The sequence below is a fragment of the Enterococcus sp. M190262 genome, from assembly GCF_005843965.1.
Classification (GTDB): domain Bacteria; phylum Bacillota; class Bacilli; order Lactobacillales; family Enterococcaceae; genus Enterococcus_D; species Enterococcus_D gallinarum.
This window is the reverse complement of sequence record NZ_CP040461.1, coordinates 2,471,419-2,495,943: the sequence shown is the minus strand read 5'-3', so window position 1 is coordinate 2,495,943 and position 24,525 is coordinate 2,471,419. Positions and strand designations below refer to the sequence as shown.

At 40.2% G+C, this 24,525-nt stretch carries 22 protein-coding genes; 8 read left to right on the top strand and 14 right to left on the bottom strand.

Going from position 1 to position 24,525, the window contains the following annotated elements:
* Window positions 1-96 precede the first annotated feature (96 nt).
* A complete protein-coding gene (locus FE005_RS11705) occupies window positions 97-633 on the bottom strand; it encodes a hypothetical protein (RefSeq protein WP_003127290.1) in 537 nt (178 codons plus the stop codon).
* Between the two features lie 322 nt (window positions 634-955).
* Between FE005_RS11705 and FE005_RS11700 the strand changes: the two genes are divergently transcribed.
* The 3 genes from FE005_RS11700 (at window position 956) to FE005_RS11690 (ending at window position 3,307) form a co-directional block, all read left to right on the top strand.
* On the top strand, window positions 956-1,573 hold the full coding sequence (locus FE005_RS11700; RefSeq protein WP_003127289.1) for an MBL fold metallo-hydrolase: 618 nt from the start codon (window positions 956-958) through the stop codon (window positions 1,571-1,573).
* Between the two features lie 20 nt (window positions 1,574-1,593).
* On the top strand, window positions 1,594-2,298 hold the full coding sequence (locus tag FE005_RS11695; protein WP_113849761.1) for a histidine phosphatase family protein: 705 nt from the start codon (window positions 1,594-1,596) through the stop codon (window positions 2,296-2,298).
* Between the two features lie 175 nt (window positions 2,299-2,473).
* Window positions 2,474-3,307 (top strand): undecaprenyl-diphosphate phosphatase, encoded by an 834-nt coding sequence (locus tag FE005_RS11690; protein WP_003127287.1) that lies wholly within the window; start codon window positions 2,474-2,476, stop codon window positions 3,305-3,307.
* Between the two features lie 48 nt (window positions 3,308-3,355).
* Here FE005_RS11690 and FE005_RS11685 read toward each other — a convergent pair whose 3' ends face one another.
* Both FE005_RS11685 and FE005_RS11680 read right to left on the bottom strand, forming a co-directional pair.
* Entirely contained in the window at window positions 3,356-3,979 is a 624-nt protein-coding gene (locus FE005_RS11685; RefSeq protein ID WP_003127286.1) for a DUF47 domain-containing protein, read from the bottom strand.
* 12 nt (window positions 3,980-3,991) lie between these two features.
* On the bottom strand, window positions 3,992-5,005 hold the full coding sequence (locus FE005_RS11680; protein WP_086269307.1) for an inorganic phosphate transporter: 1,014 nt from the start codon (window positions 5,003-5,005) through the stop codon (window positions 3,992-3,994).
* Window positions 5,006-5,281: 276 nt separating this feature from the next.
* Here FE005_RS11680 and rpsT point away from each other — a divergent pair, with 276 nt between their 5' ends.
* Window positions 5,282-5,536: a 30S ribosomal protein S20 gene (gene rpsT, locus FE005_RS11675; protein ID WP_003127283.1), complete on the top strand. Its 255-nt coding sequence runs from the start codon at window positions 5,282-5,284 to the stop codon at window positions 5,534-5,536.
* 44 nt (window positions 5,537-5,580) lie between these two features.
* On the opposite strand, the gene holA is transcribed toward rpsT, so the two are convergent.
* From holA to FE005_RS11660, 3 genes are all read right to left on the bottom strand, one after another.
* The gene (gene holA, locus FE005_RS11670; RefSeq protein WP_003127282.1) at window positions 5,581-6,606 is read right to left on the bottom strand and encodes a DNA polymerase III subunit delta; all 1,026 of its coding nucleotides are present in this window, start codon (window positions 6,604-6,606) and stop codon (window positions 5,581-5,583) included.
* A gap of 31 nt (window positions 6,607-6,637) precedes the next feature.
* Window positions 6,638-8,680: a DNA internalization-related competence protein ComEC/Rec2 gene (locus FE005_RS11665; RefSeq protein ID WP_254696981.1), complete on the bottom strand. Its 2,043-nt coding sequence runs from the start codon at window positions 8,678-8,680 to the stop codon at window positions 6,638-6,640.
* 169 nt (window positions 8,681-8,849) lie between these two features.
* A complete protein-coding gene (locus tag FE005_RS11660) occupies window positions 8,850-9,311 on the bottom strand; it encodes a ComE operon protein 2 (RefSeq protein ID WP_254697011.1) in 462 nt (153 codons plus the stop codon).
* 785 nt (window positions 9,312-10,096) lie between these two features.
* Here FE005_RS11660 and gadC point away from each other — a divergent pair.
* Both gadC and FE005_RS11650 read left to right on the top strand, forming a co-directional pair.
* Complete coding sequence (gadC, locus tag FE005_RS11655; protein WP_005472579.1) at window positions 10,097-11,611, top strand: glutamate:gamma-aminobutyrate antiporter; 1,515 nt, start codon at window positions 10,097-10,099, stop codon at window positions 11,609-11,611.
* A gap of 31 nt (window positions 11,612-11,642) precedes the next feature.
* Window positions 11,643-13,043 (top strand): glutamate decarboxylase, encoded by a 1,401-nt coding sequence (locus FE005_RS11650; RefSeq protein ID WP_021150904.1) that lies wholly within the window; start codon window positions 11,643-11,645, stop codon window positions 13,041-13,043.
* Window positions 13,044-13,225: 182 nt separating this feature from the next.
* On the opposite strand, the gene FE005_RS11645 is transcribed toward FE005_RS11650, so the two are convergent.
* The 8 genes from FE005_RS11645 to FE005_RS11610 form a co-directional block, all read right to left on the bottom strand.
* Window positions 13,226-14,701 carry a hypothetical protein gene (locus tag FE005_RS11645; RefSeq protein ID WP_003127277.1) on the bottom strand — a complete coding sequence of 492 codons (1,476 nt, stop codon included), beginning with the start codon at window positions 14,699-14,701 and terminating at the stop codon, window positions 13,226-13,228.
* A gap of 544 nt (window positions 14,702-15,245) precedes the next feature.
* A complete protein-coding gene (locus tag FE005_RS11640; protein ID WP_003127275.1) occupies window positions 15,246-15,842 on the bottom strand; it encodes a helix-hairpin-helix domain-containing protein in 597 nt (198 codons plus the stop codon).
* Window positions 15,843-15,887: 45 nt separating this feature from the next.
* A complete protein-coding gene (locus FE005_RS11635; RefSeq protein ID WP_003127274.1) occupies window positions 15,888-16,505 on the bottom strand; it encodes an HAD-IA family hydrolase in 618 nt (205 codons plus the stop codon).
* A gap of 234 nt (window positions 16,506-16,739) precedes the next feature.
* On the bottom strand, window positions 16,740-18,302 hold the full coding sequence (locus FE005_RS11630; RefSeq protein WP_138371823.1) for a YgcG family protein: 1,563 nt from the start codon (window positions 18,300-18,302) through the stop codon (window positions 16,740-16,742).
* Window positions 18,303-18,562: 260 nt separating this feature from the next.
* The gene (locus FE005_RS11625; RefSeq protein WP_138371822.1) at window positions 18,563-19,912 is read right to left on the bottom strand and encodes a PFL family protein; all 1,350 of its coding nucleotides are present in this window, start codon (window positions 19,910-19,912) and stop codon (window positions 18,563-18,565) included.
* A gap of 10 nt (window positions 19,913-19,922) precedes the next feature.
* Window positions 19,923-20,189, bottom strand: coding sequence for an ACT domain-containing protein (locus FE005_RS11620; protein WP_003127269.1), 267 nt, complete (start codon window positions 20,187-20,189; stop codon window positions 19,923-19,925).
* Between the two features lie 103 nt (window positions 20,190-20,292).
* Window positions 20,293-20,958: a 2,3-diphosphoglycerate-dependent phosphoglycerate mutase gene (locus FE005_RS11615; RefSeq protein ID WP_021150912.1), complete on the bottom strand. Its 666-nt coding sequence runs from the start codon at window positions 20,956-20,958 to the stop codon at window positions 20,293-20,295.
* 224 nt (window positions 20,959-21,182) lie between these two features.
* Complete coding sequence (locus FE005_RS11610; protein ID WP_138371821.1) at window positions 21,183-21,827, bottom strand: 3D domain-containing protein; 645 nt, start codon at window positions 21,825-21,827, stop codon at window positions 21,183-21,185.
* Window positions 21,828-22,325: 498 nt separating this feature from the next.
* Here FE005_RS11610 and FE005_RS11605 point away from each other — a divergent pair, with 498 nt between their 5' ends.
* Together FE005_RS11605 and FE005_RS11600 are read left to right on the top strand one after the other, a co-directional pair.
* Window positions 22,326-23,804: an ABC transporter permease subunit gene (locus FE005_RS11605; protein ID WP_138371820.1), complete on the top strand. Its 1,479-nt coding sequence runs from the start codon at window positions 22,326-22,328 to the stop codon at window positions 23,802-23,804.
* Window positions 23,797-24,519 carry an amino acid ABC transporter ATP-binding protein gene (locus FE005_RS11600; RefSeq protein ID WP_138371819.1) on the top strand — a complete coding sequence of 241 codons (723 nt, stop codon included), beginning with the start codon at window positions 23,797-23,799 and terminating at the stop codon, window positions 24,517-24,519. The genes FE005_RS11605 and FE005_RS11600 overlap by 8 nt, the downstream gene beginning before the upstream one ends.
* Window positions 24,520-24,525 lie beyond the last annotated feature (6 nt).

The following is a 24,525-nucleotide window of genomic DNA, read 5'->3' as shown; positions in this document are numbered from 1 at the left end:
AAGTTGTCTCAATCGACTTGTCACTTTCTTGTGGCATCTATTTCTCTTAAACTTCTTATACTGTTCTGATTTTCAGGCATTTCTCATTAGTATCTGTCACTGATCCACTTGAACTTCATAGCGCACATTGTTCTCATCGTAGGCACGATTGGTTGCTTCATCATACTGAAATTTTAATTCCAACCCATGGGCTCGTAAAAATAAATATTTTCCATCGATGGAAAACGAAGCCCCATGTAAGGTTGTCTCGTAGATTTCAAAGGGATCATCTTTTAAGCGAAGATTCGCGGAAGCAAAATTTTTTTCAAAGTCTGCTTGGATCGTTTCATTTCTTTTTTTGAGTGCCGAACCACTCAACGTTTCATCACTGCTACTTTCTGTCATAGGCAAGTATTGTTTGACGATGGTCAATTCTTCTCCTTGCAGATCATAGACACCTTGGCTTTGCGGAAATTGACTGCTTTCTTCTTGAATCAGCATCAAGTCGACATTCTCGGCATTTGTGGAGCTGAGCTTGGTCGCAGTAGCTGTCGTAGGTTCGCTCGTTTTGATTGCTTGATTTTCTTGCCCACAGCTTGCGAGTAACAAGCTGCAAAAGAATGAGCATAAAACTAGGCATACTTTCTTATTCATGTTACCGCCTCCACTATTTCCATAATTAAGGTTTTTTAAATTAATTACAGTATAACAGTGTATTTTTTTTACGGAGGTTTCTTAGAAAATTTTTCGGGATAGTTTTTTAAAAACGATCCTATTTTTAATCAAACTGCCGTTTTTTGCAGATTTTTTTAATCTCATTTTCTCTTTGGTTTCTTCCACCAGCGCAAGAAGAGCCATTTTACGCTCTTTTGCTTTTTCCTAAATAAAGAGCAAAACTGTGAATCTTTAAAAAGCTTTTTTTGTTTCCTTGAATACTTTAGGCTATACTAAAAGAAGAAACAGAGGAGGTTAAAATATGAAAATCATTGGCTTAGTCACCGGCCCTGTTCAAGAGAATTGTTACTTGGTTTGGCAAGATGGGCATTTATTAATCATTGATCCGGGAGCAGAGGCTGAACGAATCATTGCTGAAATCGAAAAAACAGAAGCAAAGCCTAGTGCAATCTTATTGACCCATACTCATTATGACCATATCGGTGCAGTGGATCACTTAAGAGACTATTACAGTATCCCAGTTTATGTCAGTCCATTAGAACAAGATTGGTTAGGAGATCCTCTAAAAAATCTTTCTGGTCGCCATCCTGACTTAGGCGGTATTACTGCACGTCCTGCAGAGCATGAATTGGCGTTAAAAGATTATCAAATTGACGGCATCTCTTTTCGCGTTGTGGCAACTCCGGGACATTCCATTGGGAGTGTCAGCTTTATTTTTGATGATTTTGTCGTTTCAGGAGATGCCCTTTTTAAAGGCAGTATTGGACGTACGGATCTACCAACTGGTAATTTGGAACAATTATTAACGAGTATCCAATCTGAGTTGTTTATTCTGCCCAACCAATTAACTGTTTATCCAGGGCATGGTGAGCCAACGACGATTGAAAACGAAAAACGGACAAATCCATTTTTTAGATAAATGTAAAAGGAGGAAACGATATGGCAAGAACAGAATTATATGTCGTGCGACACGGTAAGACAATGTTCAATACATTACAGCGCGTTCAGGGATGGTGTGATACTCCATTGACCCGCACAGGTGAACAAGGAATCCATTATCTTGGGCTTGGTCTCCGGGAGATCGATTTTGTGGAAGCAGTATCCAGTGATAGTGGTCGTGCTATCGAAACCATGCGCTTGATCTTGGGCGAGCATTTACGTGGGCCTCAGATTCCTTATCATATTGATAAACGAATCAGAGAATGGTGTTTTGGGTCTTTAGAAGGGGCTTATGATGCAGAAATGTGGGGCGTCATTCCTCGTGTGTTGGATTTCCCTGATTATGACAATATGATTGCTAGCCATGTCAGCTTTGAGGCTGTTGCTAATGCGATTCATCGTGCGGACACAGCGAATTGGGCCGAATCCTTTGATGAATTGACTGAACGGGTCAAAACCGGCTTTGAAGACATCGCGTATCGGGTTGAGAAAAAAGGCGGCGGCAATGCGTTAGTTGTGTCCCATGGTCTAACGATCGCCTTCTTGCTGCATTTGATCAATAACGAAAACAACGTGCGTATGGACATCGATAATGGTTCGGTTACCCGACTGATTTATGAAAATGGTGAATTCACAATTGCGGAAGTGGGCAACACTAAATATATCAAGAAAGGACTTGCCCTTTCACAAGATCTCCTCGCTTGATTTTCTTGCAATAATGAATCAACAAAAGTAAGAGTAGTTTTTTGCTGAAAAGATCCTCGGCTTGACGATTTTTTCAGCAAGAAAAACTGCTCTTTTTTTAGGAAGTGTTTGGTATTTTTTCCTAGAACAGGTATACTATGTAATGTATTTCACCATACAAGAAAGGACTGAACAAATGTTTTTTGCGAATTTTATTAAAGCCATCCTTTTCGGGATCATTGAAGGCATTACCGAATGGCTTCCCATCAGTAGTACCGGTCACTTGATCCTTGCTGATGAATTTATTGGGTTGAAAGTAAGCCCGGAATTTATGGCGATGTTCAACGTCGTGATCCAATTAGGAGCGATTCTGGCGGTTGTTTACCTCTATTTCCATAAATTAAACCCATTTTCACCCACCAAAAATGCATTGGAAAAGAGAGACACTTGGACACTCTGGTCGAAAGTGATCATTGCTGTCTTACCATCTGTCATCATTGGTTTGCCACTGGACGATTGGTTAGACGCTCACTTCTATAATTTCCTCTCTGTTTCGATCGTTCTGATCATCTACGGGATCGGCTTCATCGTCGTTGAGAAAAGAAACAAAAACAAAGAACCAAAATGTACCGATTTGAACAAGTTCACTTATAAAGCTGCACTAATTGTCGGGATGTTTCAAGTATTAGCATTGATTCCCGGAACATCACGCTCTGGCGCTACGATTCTTGGAGGAATCATGATTGGTGCCTCCCGCTTTGTCGCAACAGAATTTTCATTCTTCTTAGGTATCCCTACCATGTTCGGTGCAAGTATATGGAAAATATACAAATTTCTTAAAGTTGGAAATGCTTTTGACTTGCAAGGAACAGTTATCTTATTAACTGGAACGATCGTTTCCTTTATCGTTTCCGTGTTAGCCATCCGCTTCTTGATGAATTATATCAAACGAAACGATTTCACTTTCTTTGGTTGGTATCGTATCGTACTTGGTGCGGTTTTGATTGTTTACTGGTTAGTATCTTTATAATAAAAACACTGCGATGTCCTTTTGGACATCGCAGTGTTTTTAGCTAAATTACGTATTTTTGATGACCATGCCGTCAATAATATCGACAGCACCTTCTGTGTCGTTGATGATTGTTTCAAAGCGGTCATAAATGTCTTTCCATTTAATGATTTCTAAGACATCTTTTTCATCGGTGAAAAGGGCCTTTTTCAATTTAGAGTACAAAAGGTCCGCTTCAGACTCGATACGATTGACATCATTGATCATTTGACGTAGCGTCTTTGAATTTTTGAACTTAGGAAACTCTTTTAATGCCGTCTGCACACCTTGTGTGGCCTGTTCGATCATGACAGCGAAATCAGCTGTTTCCGGACGTAATGACTTGATCACAAGATTTTCAAATAAATAAGTCAATCCCATGATGCCATCTAAAATATCGTCCAAGCGTTCAGAAATAATCAAAATATCTTCTCGATCGATCGGTGTGATAAAAGAATCATATAATTCATTGGTCAATTCTGCGATCACTTGATCGCCTTCTTTTTCTAATGCGTGAATTTCTGCTGCTGCTTCAGTTAACGCTGCTTCTGAATAATCATTTATCAGAACTGAAAAACGTTTTGCCGCTAAATGACCATTGGTTGCCAGCTGCTCCATCGCTGCAAAATAATCAAAACTTTTTTTTCGTGCCATTCTTCTCTCTCCTTACAAAATCACAAGTAATACTTTTACCATTACATAGGCAATCAAGCCACAGCCTGGGAAAGTCAAGATCCAAGCATAAATCATTTCTTTCACGATGCGCCAGTCAACGCTGGAAAAGCGACGTGATGCGCCAACACCCATGATGGCAGTTGTTTTTGTATGTGTCGTCGAAACGGGAATCCCAAACACGGAAGATAAGAACAAGCAGATTGCCGCTGTTAAGTCAGCCGAAAAACCTTGATATTTATCCAGTTTGACCATGTCCATGCCGACAGATTTAATGATTTTCATCCCACCGACAGAGGTTCCGATTCCCATAGTAAGAGAACATAACGCCATTACCCACAAAGGGATCGTAAAGCCGTTGCCGCTTTTTTCTACAAGGTTATTGTAGTAAAGACCTAGCATAAAGACCCCCATAAACTTTTGACCGTCTTGTGCGCCATGCAAAAAAGCGTTTGCTCCAGCTGCGACCGCTTGCCCGATCGTAAAAACTTTATTTGCTTTACGACGAGAAGTTCCCCGGAAGAGCCAAACGATCAATTTGGTGATGATAAACCCACCAATGAACCCCATCAATGTTGAGACCACCAGCCCTATCAGTACTTTGACCCATTCTTGTCCGTTTACTGCATGTAATCCGCCCAGTGCCATTGCTGCTCCTGTAAGTCCAGCAATCAATGCATGGGATTCACTAGTTGGAATACCGAAGTACCAAGCCGCAACCGTCCAGACGACGATTGAAAAAAGTGCAGCAGCTAAAGCGATTTGTGCAACATGAAAGCCGCCAGCAGTATCAAAGCTGACAATGTTACTGATGGTTTCAGCAACTTGCGCATTGAAATACGTCATCACTAAGACCCCAAGGAAATTCATCACTACCGCCATTCCAATAGCGACATTTGGACGTAGGACCCTCGTAGAGACTGCGGTGGCAATTGCATTTGGAGCATCCGTCCACCCATTGACGAAAATAACGCCTAACGAGAGCACGATGGTTATAACTAAAGCCATATTCACATTTATACACCTCATTTAAAAATTCCGAAGTAATCATAGCATAGAAAGTGAACAAAGTGTAAACTTTTTGTAAGTATTCATTAAAAAATATGTAAAGGATTAAAATAATAATATAGAACAAGAAAAAATAGCTGGCAAAAGCACCTTTTTTTGTGTTAAGTAAAATTTCTTTACAACTTTTATTGCAAATGAAACTTGCATTAGGTATAATGACTAGTGTTGATTTATACGTTTCAAACGTATAAGAACTTATTTTTGGAGGTGAAATACATGCCAAACATTGAATCTGCAATCAAACGTGTTCGCACAAGCGAAGCGGCTAATGCTAAGAATTCATCTCAAGTAAGCACAATGCGCACAGCAATCAAAAAATTTGATCTAGCTGTTGAAGCTGGTGCTGATAACGTAGATGCGTTATATAAAGATGCTGTTAAAGCAATCGATATGGCTGAGACTAAAGGATTGATCCACAAGAACAAAGCTAGTCGTGACAAATCTCGTTTAAGTAAAAAAATTGCGAAATAAGCAAATTAAAGCCGAAGCAATCAAATGATTGCTTCGGCTTTCTTTTACCCTTGTCTTTTACCATGCTTTAAAACGAACAATTGAAACAGAAATTCTTTATCGATTTGACCACTTTTCACCAAATAATCATTCTCAATCAATTCATGATAAAGGGCTGCTAATTGCTTTTCATTGAACTTTCTTGCCTGCTGCATCGCTAACTTGACCCGATAGGGATGGATTTTTAGTGTTTCAGCAATATTTGCCTGTTGATAGCCGACCTTCATCAGAATCGACGCTTGTAAAAGCAAGCGTACTTGTCCAATCAAAATTGCATTGATTTTAATGGTCTCTTCCCCTTGTAACAACAAGTCATCATACAACCGCCAGGCATCCGCTACTTTTCCTTGTAACACATCATTAGTCAATTCAAAAACATTGTGTTCTAAGGTTTTAGGAATCAATTGCTGAACGATTTCTTTTGTGATCTTCGCATCTTTTCCTGCATACAAGCGTAATTTTTGCAGCTCCTGCATCGCTTTTGATAAATGGAGATCAGTCAACCGCAGGAACAGTTCAAAAGCTTCTCTAGTCATTTCAATACCATCGTTTGTCAATGTCTGTTGCAAGTACCGACGAACATCCGCTTCTTTCATTGGTGCCACATCGATGATGATCCCTGCTTTTTTCAACTGCTTCGTGATTTTCTTTCGTTCATCCAGCTTATCATATTCGGCAAAAATCACCAAAACAGCCGTGTCCATTGGATTTTTTAAATACAGCAAAAAATCATCAAGGTCATGTTCTGGAACATTGGCTTTTTTTTCTGCTGTTAGAAAAAAAGGCCGCTCCACAAAGATCAATCGCTGATCACCGAAAAACGGCAACGATTGCGCTTCTTGAATCACCAAATCCAAAGGCTCTCTTTCCATATCAAAAGAAGCAAAATTCAAGTCATCTTTTGAAACTTCAAAACGCGTCAAAAATGCTTGACGTACTTGTTCTTGTAAAAATTTTTCTGTGCCTGTCACTAAATAGATAGGTTGCAGAGATTTCGTTCGAATCTCTTGCAACGCTTTTTGCAGTTCCATAGATTCCCCCGCTTTCTTTTCCATCCTATCATCATTCTAATCGATAGTCTAGCCATGTTTCTAGCTGTTGGACACGATGCCAATTTGACCAGCTGAAGCGGATCATCCCCTGCTGATCTGTTCTCAAGATGCTTCTTCCTTCCATCACTTCCAAAACTTCAGAATGTGGATGTCCATAGCGATTGTCTTTGCCACAAGAGATGATTCCGATTTTGGGTGAAAGGCTCTCGATAAAACGAGCAGAAGTGGAGGTACGACTGCCATGATGCCCTAGCTTTACCACTTCTGCCTGGAGATGAGGGTACAGTTGAATCAACTTTTCTTCCCCTTTTTGATCTAAATCACCGGTAAATAAAAAGCGCCACTTCTCAATTTCAGCCTTCAAAACTAAAGAATCTTCATTTTCACCTTGCCCAGACTCAGGAGCTAAAACAGTGATAGCAAGGTCGCGACCAATGGTTTCACCCACTTTTGTCCAGTGAACAGTTCCTTGCGGAAGCTGCTTGATTAACGCGGCAATCTGAGGATGGTGTTCACTTCCAGGAACTAGGTATATTTTTTTGACAGGGATTGCTGTCATTAATGCCAATGCATCACCTAGATGGTCCGTGTCTCCATGAGTCAAAAAAAGCCCATCGATTTGCCTGACTCCCTCGCCTTTTAAAAATGGAATCAATGAGGCGTGTGCATTTTCTTGATACGCGCGTTGCTGCCACGCCTCTTTAGGAAAAGATAAACTGCCGCCGGTATCAATCACATACACTTCCCGATTAAAGGCTGTTTGTAAGACAATACTATCACCTTGCCCAACATCGACAAATGTAACGGCAGCAGGGACAAAAAGACGCTGAAAAAGTAGCGGTAAAAACAAACTGACTAAGAAACAAAAAAAGAACTGATGTCGCTGATACAAAAATAAACCAAGAAGACTACAGAAAATAGCAAGTTCTATGGGAATCCTTCCAGTCGTGAGGGCAAATCTTCCAAGAAAAAAGACGATTTCCTCTATTCCATGCAAAAGTGTTTCACTCCAACTATCCAGATAGGGTATTTTTGGTATCAAAAGACTTACGGCAAAAAGAGCAAAACAGCTAGGTAAGATAAAACGTTGAAACAACGGAAGCAAAAGAAGAGTAAAAATCCCACCCAACAAAGGAAATTCATAGAATAAGTGCATCAGCAGCGGCGCTGCCAATAACGGCAAAAACTGAGAACGGATCACTGAGGAAACCTGTACGTTTCTTTGCATGAGCAATAAAAAAGTCATCAAAAAACATAGCTGCCCGGACGTTTGCAGAAAAACTTTTGGGTCGATCATAAGTGTTAGAAAAAGCACGATACCGTAACGATCACAGGCTGAAAGGTGACAGGAAAACAGTCGCAAAAGAACGGTCATCCCATAAGCGAGAACAGCTCGAATCACGCTGATAGAACCACCAAATAAAATGGCGGCTATCAGGATAATTGGCAAAAGAGGAAGCAGCATCTCCTCTCTGGTGAGCTTTCCTCGTCTCAGACCTCGTTCTAACCAGTAGAAAAAGCAAGACACATGCAGTCCGGACACAGTAAAAAAGTGCAGCAAGCCACTGCTGCTGAATAATTGACGGATCTCTTGAAACTCATGATCTTTATATCCAAATAACAATGCGTTTATATAAGATGCCAGCTTCTCAGGGAAAAACTGCTTCACGTGAGTCACTGCAGCTGCTCGCCACCTGTGGATCGAAGAAATCCCGGCAGTTTGTTTGCTTGCGAGAATCTCAGTAATCGTCAATGTGCCTAAGAAGTTCCTGCTAGCCAAATAAAATGAGTAATCAAAGGCATGTTTGTTTCGGATTGGCTCTGCTATCTTGAAATTTCCATGTACTCTTAGTGATTTCTGCCAATTTTGTCGGCTGAGCCATTGGTCTTTTTCGGAAAGAGAAGAAACTTGATAACGCCCCATCACTTTACCTTCAGGCAGTTTCCCTTCAAATGTCACTAAATCACCATTGACTTTGATCGTATCAGGATAGATAAGAACCTCAGCAGTTAACGATCCTTCTTCCAACTGAGGATTTTGAAAACTGACCATACGTCCCCCTATCAATACACTGCCAAGACAACAAAGTGCCAATAAAGCAACTTGTTTTTTTATCAGTAGTCCCAGAAGAAGATAACTTGCGATAATAAATAAAAGAACAGATTTCAAATAGAAACCTGTTACCCAGCAACCAATGATCACTCCAACAAAAAGGAAATGGTCACGGCATGTTTGTATGTGTAGCCCCATTCAAGGAACCAAAAGATAATTTTTCAAAATATGCTGGATCAAGTTCAACTTGGTGGACGGTAGCACCAACTTGTTGAATCAAATCTAGAGCATATTGATTATTGCGGTAGTCATTCAGATAATGAATTTTCTTGACGCCTGCCTGCAAAATCGCCTTCGTACAAGGCAAACATGGAAAGTGTGTCACATAAATCTCGGCATTGTCGGTTGAAACACCTAGCTTGGCGCATTGCAGTAATGCGTTCATTTCTGCATGGATCGTGCGGATACAATGTCCGTCAACCACATAGCAGCCTTCATCAATACAATGAACGTCTCCACTAACTGAGCCATTGTAGCCGCCGGCAATAATCCGTCGGTCCTTGACTAGTGTCGCCCCCACCTCTAACCGAGAGCATGTACTTCTAAGAGAAAGTAAAACAGCTTGAGCCATAAAATACTGGTCCCAAGGGATTCGTTTATTTCCTTCTATCGATCGGTTTTGAGAATTAACCCATTGATTCTTTTTATTCAGATCGCTTGTCATCTGCGTACCTCCTTTTTCTATTTTTCCGATTGCGAAATAATAGTACACAATTTTTTATAATATACTATACCCCCACTGATTAATCTAGGGGCTATTGAATTTTAGTGTCTTTTTCTCCATTCACTTCTGCTTGTTTTTCCTACTGCTACCGTCAGTCAAACAGTTCTCAAAATGACTCCACTACCTGCTGGGTATTGTTTTTGATTAAGGGACTGGGAATAAAACTGCTTGTTATTTTCTTTGATGCTACTAATATTTGATGCTACTAACGGATGGAACGAAAGATCCTCACTTCACTCTTCCCAGGTATAATAGTTTTTTCGCCTTTTCTCTCTTTCTTCTTCCGATTCCTCCCTTTCATTGAAACACTTGCCTAACGCAAATTTTTCATAAAACCTTTGTAGCAACACCATCTGCCTATTTCTAGTTTTTCAGGGGTACATAAAATAATACGCCTTTCGAGTGCTCTTGCTTTTTTTTAACAGCAAAATACACGCTTCTTTTTTATTTCCAGCTTTTTTTCTTTTTCACTTTTGTTTTCAGAAAAAACTTGGAAATTTTCTTACCCAAAAAGTTTTATACTTCGTTTTGTAAGAAAAGAGGTGGACACACAATGAACAGAAGCATACATCAGCTTTCTCCTCCGAGATAACAGCGCCAAAAAGATATTAGACTTAGAAAGAAGCGATTTGATGAACGAGAAAAAATTATCTTTATTTGGTTTTTTCGCACTAACAGCCTCGATGGTCCTGACTGTGTACGAGTACCCAACTTTTGCCACGTCACAACTTCATTTGGTTTTCTTCTTATTATTAGGAGGTATCCTCTGGTTTTTGCCTGTTGCACTCTGCGCGGCAGAAATGTCGACGGTAAAAGGCTGGCAGAACGGTGGGATATTTAGTTGGGTCAGTGAAACATTAGGCGAACGGTTTGGCTTTGCAGCAATCTTCTTTCAGTGGTTTCAGATTACTGTCGGGTTTGTTACGATGATTTACTTCATCTTAGGGGCACTTTCTTATGTGCTGAATTTTCCCGCCCTCAACAATGATCCATTGATGAAGTACATCGGTTTGCTGATTATTTTTTGGCTCTTAACGTTTTCTCAGTTAGGTGGAACCAAAAGAACAGCAAAAATTGCAAAAGCAGGATTTGTTATCGGGATCGTCATTCCCTCTATCCTCTTATTTGTGCTAGCAGCAGCTTATTTCATCGGTGGAAATCCTATTCAAATACCCCTGAGTGAAAAAGCATTTATCCCTGACTTTTCAAAAGTTTCTACTCTCGTGGTATTTGTTTCTTTTATTTTGGCTTATATGGGTGTGGAGGCCTCTGCTTCCCACATTAATGAACTAAAAAATCCGCAAAAAAATTATCCACTAGCAATGATTTTGCTAGTCATTCTTGCCATTGCATTAGACGCTATTGGCGGCTTCTCTGTTGCTGCGGTCATTCCGCAAAAAGAATTATCTCTCAGTGCCGGAGTGATTCAAACCTTTGAATCGTTGTTGCTTCACTTCAATCCGCATCTTGGTTGGCTAGTGAAGTTAATCGCACTAATGATTGCCTTTGGTGTCATGGGTGAGGTCAGCTCATGGGTCGTTGGCCCATCAAGAGGTATGTTTGCAGCGGCACAACGAGGATTACTGCCGACTTTTTTGCGAAAGCACAATAAACATGGCGTCCCTGTTCCGCTAATCATGATTCAAGGAATCATCGTTTCAATATGGGGTGCTGTTCTAACGTTTGGCGGCGGTGGAAACAACTTATCTTTCTTGGTAGCTATTTCGCTGACAGTAGTGATTTATTTGATTGGTTATTTGCTGTTTTTCTTGGGCTATTTTGTTCTGCTTTTTAAGAAAAAAGATCTTCCTCGTACCTATAATGTTCCAGGAAAAACAATCGGAAAAACAATAATCGCAGGATTAGGGCTCATCATGTCGCTGCTCGCATTATTCGTTTCGTTCTTCCCACCTTCTTCGATTCCTGCCAGTGAAGACAGAACTTACCAAGTCATCTTGTTGATTAGTTTCATCGTTACTTTATTGTTACCATTCATTCTCTATGAACTTCATGACAAACGTGGCAAAGAAGCTCAAATCGACGAACCGGTTCATATGAAAACAGGAGATGTGAACCCTGCCACTTATCCAAGCGCTCGAGGAGAACACCACATCGTTCAAAACGAGAAGTATACAATCAAACATTAACCGTATTTTTTATCTATTAGGAGGAATTATCATGTTATATGGAAAAGAAAACCGCGAAGAAGCAGACTATTTGGAACCAATTTTTGGAGCTGTTTGTGAAGGAGAAGATTTACCGAAATACAAACTAAATCCACAATCTGTTGAACCTAGAATGGCCTATCAGCTCGTACAAGATCAGCTACTTGATGAAGGAAATGCCCGTTTGAATTTAGCTACATTCTGTCAAACCTACATGGAACCGGAAGCAGTTAAGCTGATGACACAAACTCTAGAAAAAAATGCCATCGACAAATCCGAGTATCCACGAACAGCAGAAATTGAAAATCGCTGTGTGAATATCATTGCAGATTTGTGGCATGCAAGCAAAGAAGAAAAATTCATGGGCACTTCTACCATTGGTTCTTCAGAAGCCTGTATGTTAGGTGGGATGGCAATGAAATTTGCTTGGCGTAATCGGGCGGAAAAACTCGGTCTCGATCTAAATGCTCATAAACCTAATTTAGTGATTTCAAGCGGTTATCAAGTTTGTTGGGAAAAATTTTGTGTCTACTGGGATATCGAGATGAGAGAAGTCCCTATGGATGAAAACCATTTGTCGATCAATCTTGATAAAGTGATGGACTATGTTGATGAATATACGATCGGCATCGTTGGCATTCTAGGAATCACCTATACAGGACGCTATGACGACATTAAAGGATTGAATGAACTTGTTGAACAATACAACCAAACAACGGACTATAAAGTCTACATTCATGTGGATGCTGCTTCTGGTGGTCTCTATACCCCTTTTACTGAACCGGATCTCGTCTGGGACTTTCAATTACCAAATGTCATATCAATCAACACATCGGGTCATAAATACGGTCTCGTTTATCCGGGTGTGGGTTGGGTACTTTGGCGCGATCAATCTTACTTGCCTCAAGAACTTGTATTTAAAGTCAGCTATTTAGGCGGTGAGTTACCAACCATGGCCATCAACTTCTCCCATAGTGCTGCTCAGTTGATCGGACAATACTATAATTTTGTGCGCTATGGTTTTGATGGTTACAAAGCGATTCATGACAAGACCCATAAAGTTGCTCTTTATTTGGCAAAAGAAATCGAAAAAACCGATCTATTCGAAATGATCAATGATGGCGCTCAACTTCCGATCGTCTGCTACAAATTGAAAGACGATCCAAAACGGGAATGGACGTTGTATGACTTAGCAGACCGTTTACTCATGAAAGGTTGGCAAGTTCCAGCTTATCCATTACCAGCCAATTTAGACGACCAAATCATCCAACGATTGGTCATTCGTGCAGACTTTGGTATGAATATGGCCCACGATTATATTCAAGACATGAAAGAAGCTCTGCTGGCACTTGATCAGGCTCATCTGGTCTATCATAAAAAACAAGAAATCAAAACCTACGGCTTTACTCATTAAAAAGGCCAACACGTTCTAGCAAGAAACTTCCCCAAAATCATTAGAGCTCTCAACGTTACTTCTATTGCGGAACTGTCCCAAGTAGTGCCATTCGCTTGCACTACTTTAGTTCAAAGAGAGGGATTGCGCACGGCTGTGCGCAATCCCTCTCTTTGTATCAATAATTATCTTTTTCAGTCTTTTCAATTACTCTTTGTTGCAAAGATTTCCTCGACTCGTTGATATAGTGTCTGATTGATAGCTAAGATAACAGAGGAAACAGTGTTGAAAGTCACCGGATAAATTTTAGTATTTTTCGTTTGAAGTGTTTCTTGATAAAGAGAAGCATCACATAAAATCATTCGTTTGGTACAAAAAAAGACATCATCCACCACATCAGTTAATTGGTGATAGATCATATTGCTTATGGTAAAGTGCTCATCTAACATTTCTTCTAACTGTTGGCGATAATACAAGTATTTAAAATCAGAAGGTGCAACAATATACACTTCCAAATGTTCAGTTTTTTCAGCATCAGGAAGCAAACTTAGTAAAATCGTCAATTTACGAACCAGATTGTCATTCCATCGAATCATCTGCTGGTTTTGGTTTGCCCATAACCCAAGGCTCTCCATTATTTGATCAAACATTTCCCTCTCACTTGGGTAGAGAAAGAATAGACGATCCGTTTGAAAGATCTGCATGTCCCCCCAAGCGGAACGAAGAAACGGTAGTAACGCTTTTTCGAACAACAAATGATTTTTCTCGGAGATTCCTAATCGGTTTTGTAATAAATGCGTGAGTTCCAACATCTCCGGACAGCGATGAATGTGATTACGATAAACGACTTCAAAATCTCTTTGCAACAGCTCCAGATTATTGCACTGATACTTGCGTGAATTAAAAAGTGAATAGATGTAAAATTCTTCGTCCTCATTGCTACACAAAGAAACTACAAGTTCTTTAAGACCTTGCTGTAATAATTGAAATAGCGGTGTCTGTCGTGCCATCTCCTTGTCCCTTGATGCAAAACAAATAGGAGCTATTCGGCTTCTTGCTAATCCGATGTGGATCCCTAAATGAATGATTTGACGTTCGTCTTCAGGATAAGAACGCAGAAAAAAACGTTGTTCCACGAATTGGATCAGTTCTTCACAAGCCTGCTCAATAAAAGACTGATTTTTTTCAGGACGTTTTCCTAAATAGTTCATTACAGCCAATAGAAGATAGCGGAAGTCTTTCTCGGGGATCTCGACCTCCTCTTGCTCTTCATTTAAATAGCCCATTTCCTCAAAAAATCTCCATAAGTCTGTCCGAATGGTATAAACCTTGCTTAATGAAATAAACACCTCTTCCGATATTTTTTGCCAACTTCTCTCTCCAATCAAAAATTGATAGAGAACTTGTAAAAAATAGGATCCTTGATAAATGGTTTGAGTAAGCTCTGATAAGGAAGATCCGGCAGTAAAAACCACTTGATATGTATGCTTCTCGTGAGTGGCGGTAGCAATGCGTTCTTTTAGTAAAAGCAGAATTTTATCAATGTCATTGATAATGGTCGCAGGACAGACATCCAGCTGTTCGGCTAAACGGTCAATAAGCACGCTTTCCTTCTCATACAACTGCTCGCAAAGATAGACTTGACGAATCACGCATTTTTCTATATACCTTTCCAGCATAGGCTCGCTCCTTTCCCGAATTTATTACGTCCGTTATTATAAACTATCAGGAAATAGGAAGAAATGAAATTGATAGCATTCTGAGGAAAAGTTTAGGCAAAAAAATTGTTTTCAAAATTATTTTTAATTTTATCTTGGGAAAAATGAAGAATTTTTCATGTAATCGGTATAGCTTACCTTTAGCAAATCTTTTCCTGCTGAAATAAACAAATGGATTACACAGTGAGAAAAGGTCTACTTTGTATTCACACGATAAATTCCTTAGATCCCCTAGCATTCGATACAACATATAGTTGTATCGATTGACTCTTTTTGAGCAAAAGATTAATTTTTACAACCACCGGCCGCCTGCGACAGAGTGTGTTTTTGTTAGCATAATACGTCGCGATACTGACTTGTTTCACCCGATCGCTCTACTAAATAAAAATGACTTCTCTACTTACCTTATACCCCTTATACCCCTATACTCCCTATACCCCCTACAACAACGAAACAGAAAAGCCACTGAATCGCGAGCTTATTCTCTTATTCTTTCTCTTATTTTTCATCGCACCTTGATCAACCCCTCCAAAGCCTCATAAGTTTTAGGGCCAATACCAGAAACTTCTTTCACTTCTTCCACGGTTTTAAAAAAACCCTTTTCTTCACGGTAAGCGATGATTGCCTCTGCCTTTTTCGCGCCAATGCCTGGAAGCTCTTGTAACTGGCTGCTATCTGCTGTATTTAAATCGATCTGGTTCTGAGCAAGTGTTCCTTCTGCTCCGTTGTCAGCGTAAACTACCGGATCATCTAAATGAGGAACGATTACTAATTGTTGATCTGACAATTCTTGGGCAAAATTCATGACTTCTTCATTTCCTTCATCAGTGACCCCGCCCGCTAATTGGATCAGCTCATACAGTCGAGCTCCACTAGGTAAGGTGTAAATACCCGGATTTCGGATTTCTCCTTTGATATCTACAACGATCTGGTCCAATGACTCTTTCCTACTCTCTGATTCGAAAATTGGTGAAGATTCTTCTGCTTCGGGCCATTCTGGCTCATTCGGGGTAAAAAACAAACCAAATAGAAAAAGAATGACCAACAGCGCGCTCAAGGATAAATGCCAATATTTTTTCCCAAAATCCAACCACTTGTCCATAATGAATCACCTCAAAAAGAAGTACGCAAAAAAAGTCTTGATTGCTCAAGACTTGATAATTTCTTCGATTTCTTTCATGGAATGAACGACATGGTCTGCATCCAAATCAGTTAGCAATCCTTCAATATCATAGAACATCGTTTGCACCCCTGCCCCTCGTCCAGCCAGCACATCCATCGCACGATCACCGATCATTACAGTCGTTGTTTTGTCCAATTGATATTTTTCCACTAAATAATTCAAAGACGTTGGGTCCGGCTTGCGGGGAAAATTATTCTCCGGTCCCACGATCTCTACGATCAAATGGTCAAGATTTTCTTTCATTAAAAGTTCTTTCGTTGAAACAACGTCACGATGGGTCAAAATATAATTCTTTCCGCCATGGTCTACTACTGCTTGTAAAGCTTCTTTCGTTCCCGGAAATGAAACGGGTAGCCGCTCATCTAGTGCTTCATATGCTTTAAAACGAGCGCTAAAATCAATGAAATCCAATTGATATTTCTCAGCTACTTGTTTTGATGACGATGCTTTCAAGATGCGATAAATTTCTCTCGAATCGGGATCAAATCCAGCGTCTTTCAATGTTTTAAGAAACGCCTCTAACATGATTGGGTAACTGTCAAACAATGTGCCGTCAAAGTCCCAAATATACGAATGATACATGTACAACCCTCATTTTCTAAAAATAAGCTGAAATGTTTCCGTGAAAAAAATGTTTTTTCAGCAACTTTACAAAGTTTATCACAAAAGTCCGCCTTTGTCTTTAGATCAAAAGGCAAAGTGGTTGAGACAGAAGTGATTAGTTGCAAGAAATTACGGCTTATTACTGCAAAAGCGACCGCTTACCGTGCGTTCGAAAAAAGAGCTATGACAACCTTTTGTCACAGCCCTTAAAAATTACCAGCTTCCGGAAATTCCGCCCCCACTACTGGACCCACCGCCAAAGCCACCGAAATCACTATCCGAGCTTTTACTCTCTGCGATGACCTGTTCTTGTCGCGTGACATGATTGATGAGTAACAAATAAACTAAAGATTGATCCATAGTGGTTGGATTGTATTCACGACGAGCATTATTCAATAGTTCTGAACGATCTTCCCCCGAAAAATCACCTACTTGTTTTTGTAGATCTGGATGATTTTTATATACTTCATGGAGATCGATAGTAAACAAAGCATCCGTTTTAACAGAATCAATCAAGCTAGCTATTTCCTGAGAACTCGTCTGCACCATTTCAGGATACGTCTTTTCCTTCGTAAGCAGCATAGCCAAATAATCGTTGTTGAGACTACGCCGCTGAATTTCTTCTTCCGCCAACTGCTGAATCTCTTTTTTATACTGTGGAATCAAATAAGCATTTTCTGCAAGAATATCTCCAGTTAAATCATAATCTCGTAATTGTTCCTTGAGTTGCCGCTGCAATTGTGTTTCATAGGTTCGCAATGTGTCATGGCCTTGGGCTAACTCTTGCCCAAAGATCTTCAAATTTTTATGATCTTTCATATATTCTTGCACGAATTGATCGGCCAACTGCGGATTTTTCAATGCTTGTTGAATCATTTGGTTTCTAGCTGGTTGCGGACTGATTCTTTCAAACTCAGCTAATTGCCTCGGAATAACTTCACTAAGCAGGTACATTTTTAACGCCTTCAAACACTCTCCAGCAACAATATAGTGATTGAAGGTCTGATAATTCCTTCTTTTACTTGCCCATCTGTAAAAAGCCTTTTCATCAAACGCTGGATCCGAATGAATATGAGGAGGAATCACATTGGCTGCTTGAAAACTTTTCTTCGTTTGGCGCTTGCGCCAGCCTATCACTCCGCTAATAGCTGCAATAATCAATGCACTAACTGAACTAACAAGTTGCCAAAACAGCAACCAGAATTTCTTTGACTCTGCGGCTTCTCGGGCCTTTTTTTCTGCCAGTAGCTGTTGCCCATCCGCATAAATTTTGTTCAGACCAACCGTTTCGTCCGCTGTTTTCATTTCCTCATAGACGCGATCAGAAGCATTTAAAACAGCTTGATCATAGTCTTCATCACGCAAAAGATCTTTTGTATCTTCATCGATCAGGTCATCATCTGACAAATCAGAAAAAATATACGTTAAGCCATCCCCATAGCCTAAACGAAATTCCCGGTCCTCGATGGCAAACACAAAGACTAAGCCATTGTTATACGCGGATTGACCAAAACTGTATTCATCAAATAACTGATTGGTTACTGTCTCGATCGTTTGGCCGTCTAAGTTTTTAAGCGTGACAACAGCGTATTCTGGACTTCCTGGCAACGTTTGGAACCTCTCTTGGTTTAATTGATTGATTTTTGCGATTGTCTCTGCTGAGAGGACCCCTGCATTATCCTTCACAAAACTTTGACCAAATACTTTTTGGGGAACAAGTAGCACGAACATGACGATCACTACCAGTATGGAGCTGCCCACTACCCTCTTTTTCATTCTTGACACCCCTATCTGTATAAAATTACGTTAATTGTATATTATTTCCAGATGATCAGCATAGGGCTAAAGCCTTAGATCACAAAGAAGAAACTGCGAACTAAGTGCTACACTAAACAAAATGTCCGATTTTTTTACTAGCATCCCCTCCAAAATACCATTAGGTCTTTATGAGCGAATGTTCGAAAAGTAATCACCTTTTCGTCCAATCGAGAGCATTTGATTTTGTGTGTTCCTTATATCGCAGTTTCAGAAGATGATCAGTTTTTGAAAGAATGAATCGGCGCAGGAATTCGGCCGCCTCGCTGAATAAAGTCAGCAGATTTAGCTGGATTAACTTTCATAACAGGTGCTGTGCCTAGTAAACCACCAAATTCGATTCGGTCTCCTACTTGTTTTTCTTTAGCCGGAATGATACGTACCGCCGTTGTTTTATGGTTGATGACGCCGATTGCTGCTTCATCAGCAATCATCGCAGCAATCGTTTCTGCAGTAGTATCTCCAGGAATTGCGATCATGTCTAAGCCCACCGAGCAAATTGCTGTCATCGCTTCTAACTTTTCTAGATTCAACAAACCACTTTCAACTGCTTTGATCATGCCTGCATCTTCTGAAACCGGGATGAAAGCACCCGATAAACCACCAACATGATTGCAGGCCATGACGCCGCCTTTTTTGACGGCGTCGTTCAACAACGCCAATGCAGCCGTTGTCCCGTGAGTTCCAACGGATTCCAGACCCATTTCTTCCAAGATGAGCGCCACACTATCCCCTACAGCCGGAGTAGGTGCTAAAGAAAGATCGACGATCCCAAAAGGAACCCCTAAACGCTCTGAAGCTACCCGTCCGACGAGTTGCCCCATACGGGTTATTTTGAAAGCCGTTTTTTTGACTGTTTCTGCAACGACGTCAAAAGATTCTCCTTTGACTTTTTCAAGCGCACGCTTGACCACTCCAGGACCGCTGACGCCTACATTAATCTCGACATCTGCTTCTCCGACACCGTGAAAAGCACCGGCCATAAACGGGTTGTCTTCCACTGCGTTTGCAAAAACAACTAATTTCGCACATCCCATATCTGAAGCTTCAGCCGTTTGGTTGACTGTTTCCCCCATTAACCGAACAGCATCCATATTGATTCCAGCTTTGGTTGATCCAATATTGACCGAAGAACAGACAAAGTTCGTTGCTGCCAGCGCTTCTGGAATCGATTGGATCAATGCTAAATCACCGCCTTGATACCCTTTTTCAACCAGAGCACTGTAGCCACCGATGAAATTGACCCCTACTGTCTCAGCTGCCCGATCCAATGTTTTAGCTACCTTCACACAGTCTTGTGGCGTCGGTTGACTGGCTGCCACAACAATGGCAATCGGGGTAACAGAGATTCGTTTGTTGATGATTGGAATACCATATTCTGTTTCGATTTGTTCGCCAACTCGCACCAAGTTCTTGGCTTTTGTCGTAATTTTTTGATAGATTTTTTCGCACATCTGATCGATATCGGCATCAATACAGTCTAAAAGAGAGATTCCCATTGTAATGGTACGAATATCAAGATTTTCTTCTTCAACCATGCGAATGGTTTCTAGTATTTGATTGATTTCCATAGAAGCCCTCCTATAATTTATGCATGGTATCAAAAATTTCTTGGTTTTGAATACTGATTTTAACACCTAGTGTTTCGCCTTTGGTATGCAATTGCTCACGAATCGTTTCAAAATCTGCATTTGCCTCCATCGATAATAACATCATCATCGTAAAGTATTCTTCCATGATGGTTTGTGAAACATCGAGGATATTGATGTCTAATTCTGCCAATAGTTGGCTGACGCCTGCGATGATCCCTACCTTGTCTTTTCCAATAACGGTCAATACTGCTTTCATAAGAGCCCGCCTTTCATAAAATTTTTCTTATTATAGCATAAGAAAACTGCACTTTCGATGAAACTTCATACGAAAGCGCGGTTTTTAGTAATAATGTTCGTCTTTATCCCAGCCGTTCTTGTAAAACAGCTTGTGAATCAAAGGTATAAATGATTGGCTCTGCATTGGGGACATCGATTTTGTCGACTTCTTCTTCAGGTACATTCTCCAAATACTTCACTAAAGCCCGCAAACTATTGCCATGGCCTGTGATCAAGACATTTTTTCCTGATCGAATGAAGGGAACAACATCATCCGACCAAAAAGGGGTGATCCTTTCAACGACCATTCCTAGGTTTTCTCCTTTAGGAATCAAGCGTGGATCTAAGTCGTCATAACGACGATCAAAATGATTTTCTGAAACATACAGCGGCGGTTCATTATACCCTCGTCGCCACTTTTGGACTTGACCTTTTCCATAACGAGCAACCATTTCATCTTTATTGACACCGACTAACTGTCCGTAATGTCGTTCATTCAACCGCCATGTCTTATAGGTAGGTACCCACAATTGAGCGCTTGCTTCCAAAACAGTGTTGCAGGTGATGATGGTTCGCTGAAGATAAGAAGCAAATGCTACATCAAAAGAAATACCCAATTCTTTGATTTTTTCTCCCGCTTGCCAAGCCTGTTCCCGACCCTTTGCTGTCAAGGCCACATCCAGCCAGCCCGTCCAATAGTTTTCAAAATTTGCTTCGCTTTCGCCATGCCGTATCAATACTACCTTCACTTGAACGCCTCCTCTTTGATTCATTATCTCAAGAAAAAAGCAAAATGTCTTGGGCAAAGTTCACAGAGGCATCCTTTTTTATCTGAGTATACAAAAAGGCTAGGCATAAGTTGAGCCAGACCCGATCTTTAAGGAACAACTGTCCTCTCGTAAATCTTTCTGACTGTTTTTACTTATGCCCTAGCCTCATACGTGCATGGGTCTGTTCTTAAAATTTGGAGAAATTAATCAAGAATCGTTACTTGAACGGTCCGACGGCCCCATTGTTCGCATTGTGCATTTTTTGGGAAATGCACGTCGATGATATTTCCCTTGATCGCACCACCGGTATCGCTGGCGATGGCTTCTCCATAACCTTCAACATAAAGTCTTGTGCCTAGAGGGATCACAGATGGGTCCACCGCAACTGCCATCGGATTTTCCAACAAGTTTTGGCCGGTAGCTGTCACAGTTCCGCCGCCTAAAACATCTGCTGGATCAGAACTATATGCTGTTGCTTCCATCGTCATCGTTGTTCCAGAATAGCTGCTTGCTGCAGATTCAGATTGGTTTTCGTTGGCAGATTGGTCTTCTGCTTGTGTGGTTTCTTTTGCAGGTTGTTCACTTGCTTGGTTATCTGATGATACTTTTTTGTCGGTGTCAATAATCAGAGTTGTACCATCATAGATGATGTTAGGATCTTTCAGTTTGTTGTCTTTTGCAATTTGATCAATATGATCTAAATTACCAAAGTATTTTAAAGAAAGACCAGATAATGTGTCATCAGATTTCACCACGTGTTTGATTTCGTCTGCGTTAGCAGTTGTACTTAATGCAGCAAAACCAGCAATTGTGGCTGTAGTTAATACGAATGTTTTAATTGATTTCATAAATTTTATTTCCCTCGCTCTATGTAAGTTTTCGTCGTAACGACTTGATAAATAATAGCAAGATACGTTAAGTCCTTGGTAACAGTTCGATGACGAAATATTTCACTTTGATAAAAGAAATTAAATAACGTACCAAATAAAAAATAGAAATACTTAAAACCTTGCTAAATAAGGCTTTAATAGTAAACAGAAGATCGATTAACTGTTACAAGTTTCTTTTAAGCTAATCAAAAAAGCCGAATGAATCTTAAATATTTCATAATTTCCGGAAATTTTCTGAAATAAATTTTCTTATATTACAAATTTGTAAAAAACAATTCAACCTGTAAACTTATAGAAAACACTGTTTTTTCTGAAAACTCAAATATATTTCGTGATTTTTCCAAGAAAGGGATTGACTTCCCAAAAAGGTATGATACGATATTTCTAACGTTTGTTGTATTTTTATACATAATTCAAGCTATTATTGTATTTTAAAACAAAAAAAGGAGTAATTGAATGAAAAAGATGTGTAAATGGTTCGCTTCAACAATGATACTGATCGTCCTGTTCTTTTGTGTTACCACAAAACTGGTACACGCTGAAACAACAGATCCCGTCTATGAAAAAATAAAACAAAATGGCGCATTGATCGTTGGCTTATCTGCGGATTATGCCCCCTATGAATTTCATACCACGATTGATGGCAAAGACGAAATTGTCGGCTTTGATCTATCAATTGCCAAAAAAATCGCTGATGATCTAGGTGTCGATCTTAAAATTGAAGAATTAGGTTTCGATGCGCTGTTAGGAGCATTAAAAACTGGAAAAATCGATCTTGTCATTTCGGGGATGGCTGCTACCGATGAACGTAAAAAGGAAGTCAACTTTTCTGACACTTATATGGAAGTCCAACAAAAAGTGATTGTTCGAAAAGAAGATCAGAACCGGTTTCAATCAACAGCAGATTTCAATGGTTTAGCTGTCGGTGCTCAAAAACAAACCACACAAGAAGAATTAGCTAAAAATGAGTTGTCCGGCTCACTTGTAACCTCTTTGCAAAAAGTTCCGGATCTGATCACAAATTTAAACTCAAAAAAAGTGGATGCTGTTGTGATGGAAGGTCCTGTGGCGGAAGCCTATGTTCAATCAAATGATAACTTAGCAATTGCCGACGATGTGGTCTTTGAGAAAGGTACGAAAGAAACAGCAATTGCTATTTCAAAAGAGGCGCCGCTGCTCCTGGAAAAAATCAATGCTTCCATCAAGACGATTGTCGATAACGATCTATTGAGTCAATATCAAGATGAAGCCTATGCTCTAATGTTCAATGAAGAAACAGGAGCACCTGAAGAAGGCTTCTTTAGCAAATATCTGCCCTTTTATCTCTCAGGAGCCGGTTATACTATTTTTTTAGCCTTTGTCGGTGTACTCTTTGGCTCGATTGCTGGTAGTCTACTGGCATTTATGAAACTTTCTGCGTCAAAAATTTTGCGTTGGATTGCGATTGTTTATATTGAATACGTGAGAGGTACCCCGCTCTTAGTACAGATCTTTATCGTTTATTTTGGGACTGGCGTACTAGGTCTGGATTTATCCAAATTAACGGCAGGTTGTATCGCTCTTGCACTTAATAGTGCCGCCTATGTGGCTGAAATCATTCGTGCGGGGATCAATGCGGTCAACAAAGGTCAGTTGGAGGCAGCCCGTTCATTAGGAATGAATCAAGTTCAAGCGATGCGCTTCATTATTTTTCCGCAAGCCATCAAGAACATTTTACCTGCTCTCGGCAATGAATTTGTGACAGTCATCAAAGAGTCTTCTGTTGTCTCTGTCATTGGTGTCTCCGAATTGATCTTCCAAACAGGGGTCGTCCAAGGTGCCAGTTTCAAACCTTTCCTACCATACGTGATTGTTTCCTTGATTTATTTTGTCTTGACTTTTGCTCTTTCACGATTACTAGGAGTTGCAGAAAGGAGAATGAAAACAAGTGATTAGCGTAAAAAAACTTTTAAAAAATTTTGGTGCGACAGAAGTTCTGAAAGAGATCGATCTTGAAATCTCCACGGGTAAAGTCGTTGTGATCATAGGACCTTCTGGAAGCGGCAAAAGTACTTTTCTGCGTTGTTTGAATCTTTTAGAACAACCTACCAGTGGTCAAATCGAATTTGAAGGAAACGATCTTTTGGCTAAAGAGATTGTGATCGATCAAATTCGTCAAAAAATGGGTATGGTATTCCAAAACTTTAATCTATTTCCTCATAAAACTGTTTTGGAGAACATCACCATCAGCCCCATAAAAGTAAAAAAACAAGATCAAGAGACCGCTGAGAAAAAAGCCTACGCACTTTTGGAACAAGTTGGATTAGCAGACAAAGCGACTAGCTATCCAGCAAGTTTATCTGGTGGGCAACAGCAGCGAGTAGCTATTGCTCGTGCGTTGGCTATGGATCCAGATGTGATGCTTTTTGATGAGCCGACTTCTGCACTTGATCCGGAGATGGTTGGTGAAGTATTAGCGGTGATGCAGGCACTTGCCGAGAAAGGCATGACGATGGTCGTTGTGACTCATGAGATGGGCTTTGCCAAGCAAGTAGCGGATCGCGTGATCTTTATGGCTGACGGTATCATTCAAGAACAAGGAACACCTGAAGCGATCTTTGACCATCCGCAAAATAGCCGCACACAAGATTTTTTAAGAAAAGTACTATAAAAAATG